A 9,516-nucleotide genomic window follows, 5' to 3' on the forward strand; every position below is an offset into this window, starting at 1 on the left:
GCGGACAGCAGCGCCAGCGCCGGGCGGACCAGCTTGCCGCCGCTGCCCGCCAGTGGCTCGCCGGCCGCGTCCACCCAGCCTCGGTGGTAGGCGACGATGTGGCGAAGCCGCGGGTTCAGCCGATCCACCACGGCGCGCAGGGCCGGCACGGTAAGGGTCCGCCCCCGCTCGATCGCATCCGGAACCGTCATGGTCATACCGGGTATCCCCCTGTGGATGAGTTCCCTTGCTGACCGGTGGCCACCGGCGATCCGGTGGCCACCGTGTTCACGCCCCGTGGATCCGAAAATTCCGACGAATCCGATGCATACGTTGTTGTCGTGATGGCCTGGTCCGGCACGGCCCGCGCCGACGGCCGCCGGCCGCTCGCCACGCTCCCGGCGACAGTCCCGGCCAGCTCACCTACGACGACCCCCATACCAGCCAGGCTCTCACGGGCCGCAGTGAGTCCGCTACGCACAGCCGATTCCATGGTCGCTGGCCACTCGGTGTCGGTGTACGTCCCGGCCAGCGCAAAGTGTGGCAGTCCGGTCGCCGCACCCGGGCGCAACGCGAGCGAACCGGGCGTCTGGCGGAAGGTCGCGGTCCGCTCCCTGGTCACGAAGACCTCCAGCGGCTCCGCGGCGCGGGCCGCCGGGAACAGCCGGGCCATCTCGTCGATGAACATGGTGCGCAGCTCGTTCGCCGGCCGGTCGATCCACGGCTGCGCCGCGGACTGGGACAGCGCGAGGTACTGCGCGCCGGGCGGACCGGACGCGGCCAGGCCCGAGGAGATCGTCCGGTCGAAGATCCACTGGATGGGCGAGTCCACGACCGCGAGGAACGGCCCTTCGATGATCTGCCGGGGGTAGATCATGTGAATGTTGATGATCGGGGAGTCACCGAGGGCCCGCAGCTTCTCGGGATCCACGGTCGCGCCCGCGGGCAGCAGCCCGGCCGCCGCCGGCGCCGGCACGGCCAGCACCACCGCGTCGGCGCGCAGCACGCCGGACTCATCGGCACCAGGCACCGCCTCGCCGCGGCCGGTGCCACCCGAGGTGACGGCGACCTCCCAGCCGCCGCCCGAGGCGGTGATGGACCGGACCTTCACCCCGGTCCGCACGTCGGCGCCGGCGGCGGTCAGGACCGCCACCGCGGCGTCACCATGCAGGCGGGACAGCGGCACGTCGGCCCACCCGAGGTCGCCGGCGTCGGCGCCCTCCAGTAGACCGGTCCGCACGACCTTCGCGGCCAAGCCCAGGGACGCGTCCTGCGCCGGCACGTTCAGGGTCGCCACGGTCAGCAGCTCCCACAGCGCGCTGGTCGCCGCCGGGCCCTGGCCGTGCTCGGCGAGCCAGGCGCCGAACGAGCGCCCGTCCACCGCCGGTGAGCGCTGGTCGAGCCGGCCGAGCTGGAACGCCGCGAGGCCGGCACGCAGCCGCTCCACCAGCGGCAGCGCCTTGTAGCCGAGCAGCGCCGGGGCAAGATGCAGCGGCGCGGGCAGCCGCACGCCGGTGCGGCGCAGCCGGGTGCGGGTCAGCGAGCTGCCGATCAGCACCGGCACGTCGAGGCGCGGCTGCAGCGTCGTGAGGTGTTCCACGCCGAGGCGGGCGAGCAGCCCGCGGTAGGCGGTGCAGCAGCGCATGAACACGTGCTGACCGGTGTCGATCGTCAGCTCGCCGCGGCGGAACGACGTGGTCGCGCCGCCCAGGCGGGGCCGGGCCTCGAGCAGGGTCACCCGAACGCCGCTGTCCACGGCGAGCAGCGCCGCGGCCATCCCGGCGAGCCCGCCCCCCACGACGACCAGGTGCCCCCGCGCGTCGTCGCCACCGGCGACGGCATCGAGTGCCCCGGCGCTCATGCGGCGCTCGTCTCCGGCCGGCCGGCGAGGCTGCGGGCGGCGACGACCGCCTTCTCCCAGCCGGGCAGCGCGAGCCGGCGGTCCAGCACGGCACTGGGATCGTCCTTGATCCGCCGGTTGAGCCGGAAGTAGATGCCGGCCATCGCACCGCAACAGGCGGCGCTGCGCCGGTCGAGCAGGTCGAGCAGCACCATCCCGCGGGCGTACCAGTCCTCGGCTCGCTGCGCGGAGTAGCGCAGATAGCCGAGCAGCTCCACCTGCGGGCCGCCGAGGCGGCCGTCGTCGCCCACCGTGAGTTCGACCCCGGCGGCCTTGAGCTCCTGGGCCGGCAGGTAGATCCGCCCGCCCAGCAGGTCCTCACGCACGTCGCGCAGGATGTTCGTCTGCTGCAGTGCCACGCCGAGCGCGTCGGCGATCGCCGGGGCGGAGCTGTCGGTGGCGGCCCGCTCGGTGCCGAATATGCCCAGCGAGAGGCGGCCGATCGTGCCGGCGACCAGTCGGCAGTAGCCGACCATGTCGTCGAAGGTCTCGTACGTCCGGCCGTGCACGTCGCTCTCGACCCCGTCGGCGAGCTCGATGAACGCCTCCAGCGGGATCGGGAAGCGCCGGGCGGCGTCGGCGAGCGCGACGTACACCGGGTCCGTGGAGCTACTCTCGCCCAGGTTGTTCACCTCGGCGCGGACCTCGGCGAGGCCGGCGAGCTTCTCCTCGTCGGGCAGGTCGCCATCGCCGATGTCGTCGAGACGACGGGAGAGCGCGTAGACGGCGCTCAGCGCGCCGCGCCGGTCCGGCGTCAGCAGCCGGATGCCGTAGGAGAAGTTACGGGCCGCGTCGCGGGTCAGCGCCTCGCAGGAGGCGTAGGCCTCGGCGACGGTCGGGCGGCGGCCGGGGATCGGTGTCGGGGCGTTCATCGGCCCTCCCCCTTGTCGGAACACAGGCTGGCTGGTCGGCTGGCAGCGGCACCGGCCACGCTGGTGGCACTGGCCACCGCGGCGGCGGTGCTGGCGGCCGCGGCCGACCCCGGGGCCGTCGAACGGGCCAGGGCGACGAGCGCGAAGCCCGCCATCCGCGGCTTCGGCGCCTTGGGTGGCCCGCCGAGCACGTCGTAACCGGCGCGACGGATCGCGTCCAGCGCGGATCGCCCGCCGCCGACGAACCCGGCCAGCGCGAGCCGCAGCCGGCCGGGGACCATCGACACCAGCGGGGCGCCCTGGTCGATCACGGTTCGCGCCCGGGCCACCTCGAACGCCATCAGGTGGCGCACCGCGGGTCCGGCGACCTTCACGCTCAGGTCCGCCTCGGTCACCCCGAAGGCGTCGAGGTCCTCCAGCGGCAGGTAGATGCGCCCGGCCGCGAGGTCCTCGGCCACGTCCTGCCAGTGCTCGACGAGCTGCAGGGCCGTGCACACCCGGTCGGAGAGCACGACCCGGTCCGCAGTGGCCAGGCCGAACACCCCGAGCACCATCCGCCCGACCGGGTCGGCCGACAGGGTGCAGTAGCGGACGAGGTCCTCGAACGTCTCGTACCGGGCGACCAGCTGGTCCTGGCGGTTCGCCTCGACGAGGCGCTCGAACGGCTCAGCGGGCAGGTCACAGGCCCTTACGGTGGGGGCGAGGCGACGCAGGACGGGCAGTTCGGGCTCGCCGCCGGCCCAGATGAGGGCCAGGTCAGCGCTGAGGTGGTCGAGCAGGGCGAGCCGGTCGCCGGTCGCCTCGTCGCCGATGTTGTCGACGAACCGGCAGTAGGCGTACAGCGCGTTGAAATGGGTGCGCACCGCGGCGGGCAGGACGGCCGGCGAGACCGGGAAGTTCTCCGCCGGGGCGAGGCGCAGCAGCTGCTCGGCGGGAGTGGACAGGCCGGTCGCGCCCGACGGCGCAGGCGTACGTGGTGGGCCGGTTGGGGCGTCGATGGCGGTCATACGCCTCTCCTTCGATGACGGTCTGCACTCCGGGCGCGGTGGGCCGGGTTCGTGGTCTCCCCGGATGGCGAGCCCGGCGCCGAGGCCCGGGCTACCCGAGGTAGGTCGGGTTGAGCGCTGCTGACGCCCGGGGCCGCCCGGCTGGCGGCCCGAACGCCCGATCGCACCGGATGGTCATGGGCGCGCCTCACGAACCTGGTGGGCAGGTCCGGACGGACCGGGAGTCGCCAGCCCGGTCCGGGGCAGAGCGCGTCCGGTGGCTCCGCCCGCGGGGGCGGCGCGGAGCCGGCGACGAGGGTGCGTCGCCGGCTCCGCCCCGGCGCGTCTGCCGTCGGCGGCCCGTGCGGGGCCGCCGACGCTGTCATCGGCCTCGCTCACCCCCCGTGGCAACCGGCGTGAGCCCAGCCGCGCGACGATTCCGGCACCGCATCATCCGAGGACATCGCATCATTTGAGGACACCGCATCATCCGAAGACACCGGCCAGCTTGCGGTACATCGACGGCGCCGCTCCGTGCACCCGGACCGCGCCGCGCAGCCAGCCGGGCACCCAGACATCCGCGCGGCCGCGTCCGGTCGCCTCGAGCATCCGCTCGGCGACGAGCGCGGCCGGGATCGGCCGCGGCCACCGCCGCACGTAGGGGGCTCCACGGCGGTGGAAGAACGGCGTGTCGACGACACCGGGGACACACAGAGTCACGGTGACTCCGCGCCCGGCGACCTCGGCCCGCAGCGCGTCGGCGAAGCCGACCATCGCCGCCTTCGTCGCGGAGTAGGCGACCTCGCCGCGCACGCCCAGCGCGCCGGCGATGCTGCCGACAATCAGAATCCGGCCCTGCCCACGATCGAGCATGGCCGGTAGCATGGCCCTGACCAGCGTCATCGGCGAGAGGACGTTGACCGCGACGAGCTGCGCGATCGCGTCCGGAGACATCATGTCGTAGGGCCCGGCTGCGCCGAGCCCCGCCGAGCACACCAGAAGATCTACGTCCCCGAGCAGTTCGCTGGCACGGGAGGCAACAGCCAGCTCCGAGCCTGGTTCCGCCAGGTCCACCGCGATCCGGTGACCCTCTGTGGCGGCGGCAACTTCATCCAGCGCGGCACCGTTGCGGCCGACCAGCAGCGAGCTGCAGCCGCCGGCGGCGAGCAGCAGCGCGGCCTCCCGGCCGATACCGCTGGACGCGCCGGTGACGACAGCCGTGCGAGGCGGCCAGGTCGCGGGGACCACACCAGGGCGCGTGGTCCGATTGGCGAGGACGGTCAGCCCTCCCTCACGGAAAGCAGGCCGGGACCGTGTGCTCATGACACACCACTTCCGGTCGTTCCTTTCACGTAGTTCTCCCCCGCGGGCACTGGTTGCACGTCACCTACTACTTTCCCCACTCATCTCGCCCCGCGTCGCGAGGTGGTTCGACCGAACATGATCGACATGACATGATCGGATACGGCCCGATGGCCCGAACTGATCCGCCGGAACATCGCACCGAACCCCTCACGGGGGTCATGCCGATCCGAAGAGTTACCAGTTTTCCACCGTCGGACTCTGGACCGGAGTGCACAGGCGACCCTGCGCAGCCAGGTCCACGACTCCCACCATTTTCATGGTCCCACCACCGGATCGTCCATGGTCAGATGGGCGACATCGTCGAGGCGGAGCCTCATGCACGACTCCGGACTCCTTATCACACTCCCTCTGACACGACTGCCCCTCCTATCGGGGGGGCTGCCCACTATCGAGGCCGCGCGGGGCGGACCGATTGCCTGTCGTAGGATGGATTAGGGATCTTCTCATGGTGGCGCGAAGCACTTCTCCCGGCCAGCTAATGCGGTGATTTCCCACCGCATTGCCGACGGGAAAGTATCCCCTCGGCCACCTACGACCGAGATCGCCAGCAGCCCGCCCGCGCCCGTTGGCGCAGGCCCGCGAGCTCCGCCGCCGGTCCGCCGCCATCAGTCCGACCCCGGCACCGTCGCAGCGGCCAACCAGGGGCGCTGGCTGGGGGCGGACCTCATCCATGGCTCGTCAGAGCGCCCGCCGCGGGGCGTCCGGGACGAACGCCGAACGCATCGGTCGGGCATCGTCCGAACACTGATCCATCCTCCCCATGACGACCACCCTACCGCCCTCGACAAACGCGATCGAAAGCGGCATTTCCCCGAACCTAATGGACGCCCCACCCGCCGCCAATATCAACCGTAACGGTGATATAGGCCACATGACTACAGATCGCGCGTCAGCAGAGGTCCCGCCGCATGCGACGAAGCCAACAGGGCAGGCACGTTCGGTGGTACCCGTCTCCCGGATGTCTCGGAACGGATACTCAGTCGCACCGCCCGATCACCGAAATGCCGGGCGACAATCCCGGGGCGTCATGCGGCGGATGGCCTACCCCGGGTGGATACCCGGGGGATTCAGCGCGATCCCCATTCCGGTGACCCCGGCCCGCACGCCCCGCGCCACGGCGGCAGAGGGTATCGGCGGCGGTGTCGTCGATTCCACGCACAATCCGGTGGTTCCGGCGCACAGCGCGGCCGACTCGCCGTCGACGTGCCAGTCCCGCCCCGCGTCGTCGCCGCCGAGCGCGGCGAGCGCGGCGGCGACGATCTCGCGCCGCTCGGCGGCGGTGACCAACGGCCGCAGACCCTGCACCCCCCGGACGGCGACGGTGCGCAGCAGCTCCGCGTTGGCCGAGCATGGCTCGCCCATCGTCTCGGCGTGGTCCTCGTCCTCGGCCCGCTCCAAGGCTCGGCCGATGATGCCCGCCTTGAGCGCGCCGATCGCACAGTGCGCCCGCAGCACCCGCTCGCTCGACGGCTCGGGCCCGGCCAGCGCCCGGACGAGCGACTTCTGCACCGAGACCATGTCGGACTGGCCGATCCTGCGGCGGATGATCGACGGGTCGTTGATGAAGGCGAGCAGCACCCCGCCCGGACCAGCCATCACCTCGGCCAGCTGCTCGACGAGGGCCGCCGGGGTCGGCGGAGGCGACTGCCGGACGAGGTCGACAAGCCGGGCGAGGTCGGTCATCAAGGGTTCCAACAGCGCGTCGAGGATGGTTTCCTTCGACGGAAAGTAGTAATAAAGCGCCGCTTTGGTCAGCCCGAGCCGCTCTGAGATGTCCCTCACAGAGGTACCGGCATAGCCCTGTTCACCGAACAGGCTCATCGCGGCTGCCAGTATGCGTGACCTGGTATCCCGTAACGGTTCGGGTGATGCCGTACCCACCATGACGGACCTCACGCTCCGATCAAGTCCGCGCCGGATGTTACCCTCAAGACTACCTACTAAACGACCGGTAAGTTGCTGGTCCGTTGGTGCGCTCGCCTGTCGTCGATCACGACGTCGCTGGTGATGTCTCCGCCCGATCATCGACGTTCGAGGGGAAACTGTGGCAACGCTCGCCCGATGGTGTTTCGGACACCGCCGGCTCGTCCTGTTCCTGTGGATCATTGCACTGATCGGGCTCGGTGGGGTCAGTCAGGCGGCGGGTAGCAACTACCGGGACGCCTTCTCCCTGCCCGGGACGGACTCGCAGAAGTCCATCGACCTGCTGCAACGCGACTTTCCCGCCGCCTCCGGCGACAGTGCGACCATCGTGCTGCACAGCCGTTCGACGGCGACCGTCAGCGACGCGTCGCTGCGTGGGCCGATCACCGAGATGCTGGCCAAGGTCGCCAAGGTGCCGCACGTCTCCGAGGTGGCGAGCCCGTTCGGGACCCGCGGTGCCAGCCATATCAGCAAGGACGGCCGGACCGCCTTCGCCACCGTCGACTTCGACCAGCAGGGCAACGACCTGGCGAAGGACAACATCCAGCAGTTCGTCGACACCGCCCGCGGCTACGACTCGGCCAGCCTGCAGGTCGAGGCCACCGGCCAGCTCGTGTCGATCACCGAACAGCAGCAGCAGAGCTACAGCGAGCTGATCGGCATCGTCGCCGCGGCGGTCATCCTGTTCATTGCCTTCGGGTCGGTGCTGGCGGTCACCCTGCCGCTGATCACCGCCGTCGTGGCACTCGGCGTCGGTAGCTCGCTGATCATCATCCTCTCGCACGTGATGTCGGTCGCCGAGTTCGCGCCCATCCTGGCCACCCTGATCGGCCTGGGCGTCGGCATCGACTACGCCCTGTTCATCGTCAACCGTCACCGCGTCGGTCTGCTCGCCGGCAAGACCCCCGAGCAGGCCGCGATCACCGCGGTGAACACCTCGGGACGCGCGGTGATGTTCGCCGGCGTCACGGTCTGCATCGCGCTGCTCGGCATGTTCGCCCTCGGGGTGAGCTTCCTGTACGGCGTGGCGATCTCGGCCGCGCTGGCCGTCGCGATGACGATGGCCGCAGCCGTCACCCTGCTGCCGGCGCTGCTGGGCTTCTACGGCATGCGGGTGCTCAGCCGGCGGGACCGGCGCCGCCTGGCCGAGCACGGTCCCGAGCCGGAGAGCATCTCGGGTCTGTGGGCCCGCTGGTCGAAGTTCGTGCAGCGGCGCCCCCGTTTCCTCGCCGTGGTCAGCGGCGTCGCCATCCTGGTGATCGCCGTTCCGTTCCTGTCGCTGCGGCTCGGCTCGTCCGACCTGGGCAACGGCGACACCTCCAAGTCCACCAAGCGCGGGTACGACCTGCTGGCCGAGGGCTTCGGCCCCGGGTTCAACGGCCCGTTCACGATCGTCGCGGAGATCCACTCCCCGAGTGACACGGCTGCTCTGAACGCCGCGGTCCGCGCCGCCCGCACGACGCCCGGCGTGGCATCGGTGTCGAACCCGCGCGAGAGCCCGAACGGTCAGGCGGCCATCGCCACCCTGTACCCGACGAGCAGCCCGCAGGCCGTGGCCACCGCCAAGCTGCTCGACCGCCTGCGTGACGACGTCGTCCCCCAGGCCGCGAGTGGCGATTCCAAGATCTACATCGGCGGTATCACCGCCGTCTTCGAGGACTTCTCCACTGTCCTGTCGGGCAAGCTGCCGCTGTTCATCGGCATCGTGGTGGTGCTGGCCTTCCTGCTCCTGGTGGCGGTGTTCCGCAGCCTGCTGATCCCGCTGACCGCCTCGGTGATGAACCTGCTCGCCGTCGCCGCGGCGTTCGGGGTGGTCGTCGCCGTGTTCCAGTGGGGCTGGGGCGAGTCGCTGTTCAGCATCACCGGCGGTCCGGTCGAGGCGTTCGTCCCCGTGCTGCTGTTCGCGATCCTGTTCGGCCTGTCCATGGACTACGAGGTGTTCCTGGTCAGCCGGATGCACGAGGAATGGACGGCCAGGCGGGACAACCGGCTCGCCGTCACCCTCGGCCAGGCCGAGACCGGCCGGGTGATCTCCGCGGCCGGCGCCATCATGGCCCTGGTGTTCGCCTCGTTCATCCTCGGCGACGAGCGCGTGATCAAGCTGTTCGGACTGGGTCTCGCCAGCGCGATCCTGATCGACGCGTTCGTCATCCGCACGATCCTCGTGCCGGCGCTGATGCACATCTTCGGCAAGGCGAACTGGTGGCTGCCGTCCTCGCTCGACCGGGTCCTGCCGCACCTCGCGGTGGAGAGCTCCGAGGAGATCGAGGAGATCCGGCGCACCGCGCCGCCGGCGGAAGTGCTGGACGGTACCCAGGTACCCGGCCAGCAGGGGCCTGGCACCCGTAGTCGCCGGGCGGACGAACCCACGCACTGACGCCCGACAGCAGGATGATCGAGGCCCCGGCGGGCAGCGGCCCGCCGGGGCCTCGGCGTTTCGCTCGACGTGCCGCGGGCGGCCGCGCTCGGGGCACGTCAAGCGGCGCCACTG

At 71.3% G+C, this 9,516-nt stretch carries 6 protein-coding genes and 1 pseudogene; 1 reads left to right on the forward strand and 6 read right to left on the reverse strand.

Going from position 1 to position 9,516, the window contains the following annotated elements; genetic code table 11:
- The 6 genes and pseudogenes from MXD58_RS12605 to MXD58_RS12630 form a co-directional block, all read right to left on the reverse strand.
- Window positions 1–197: pseudogene (locus MXD58_RS12605) on the reverse strand (polyprenyl synthetase family protein); the annotation flags it as partial.
- A complete protein-coding gene (gene hpnE / locus MXD58_RS12610) occupies window positions 194–1,840 on the reverse strand; it encodes a hydroxysqualene dehydroxylase HpnE (RefSeq protein ID WP_248841401.1) in 1,647 nt (548 codons plus the stop codon). The pseudogene MXD58_RS12605 and the gene hpnE, both read right to left, overlap by 4 nt.
- The gene (hpnD, locus tag MXD58_RS12615; RefSeq protein ID WP_248841402.1) at window positions 1,837–2,751 is read right to left on the reverse strand and encodes a presqualene diphosphate synthase HpnD; all 915 of its coding nucleotides are present in this window, start codon (window positions 2,749–2,751) and stop codon (window positions 1,837–1,839) included. The genes hpnE and hpnD overlap by 4 nt, the downstream gene beginning before the upstream one ends.
- The gene (gene hpnC / locus MXD58_RS12620) at window positions 2,748–3,758 is read right to left on the reverse strand and encodes a squalene synthase HpnC (protein WP_248841403.1); all 1,011 of its coding nucleotides are present in this window, start codon (window positions 3,756–3,758) and stop codon (window positions 2,748–2,750) included. The genes hpnD and hpnC overlap by 4 nt, the downstream gene beginning before the upstream one ends.
- Before the next feature lie 465 nt (window positions 3,759–4,223).
- On the reverse strand, window positions 4,224–5,060 hold the full coding sequence (locus MXD58_RS12625) for an SDR family NAD(P)-dependent oxidoreductase (protein ID WP_248840506.1): 837 nt from the start codon (window positions 5,058–5,060) through the stop codon (window positions 4,224–4,226).
- A gap of 1,083 nt (window positions 5,061–6,143) precedes the next feature.
- Window positions 6,144–6,884, reverse strand: coding sequence for a TetR/AcrR family transcriptional regulator (locus tag MXD58_RS12630; RefSeq protein WP_248840507.1), 741 nt, complete (start codon window positions 6,882–6,884; stop codon window positions 6,144–6,146).
- A 262-nt stretch (window positions 6,885–7,146) separates the two neighbouring features.
- On the opposite strand from MXD58_RS12630, the gene MXD58_RS12635 reads away from it, so the two are divergent.
- The gene (locus MXD58_RS12635; protein ID WP_248840508.1) at window positions 7,147–9,402 is read left to right on the forward strand and encodes an MMPL family transporter; all 2,256 of its coding nucleotides are present in this window, start codon (window positions 7,147–7,149) and stop codon (window positions 9,400–9,402) included.
- The last annotated feature ends 114 nt before the right edge of the window (window positions 9,403–9,516 follow it).

The sequence above is a fragment of the Frankia sp. AgKG'84/4 genome, from assembly GCF_023242965.2.
Lineage (GTDB): Bacteria > Actinomycetota > Actinomycetes > Frankiales > Frankiaceae > Frankia.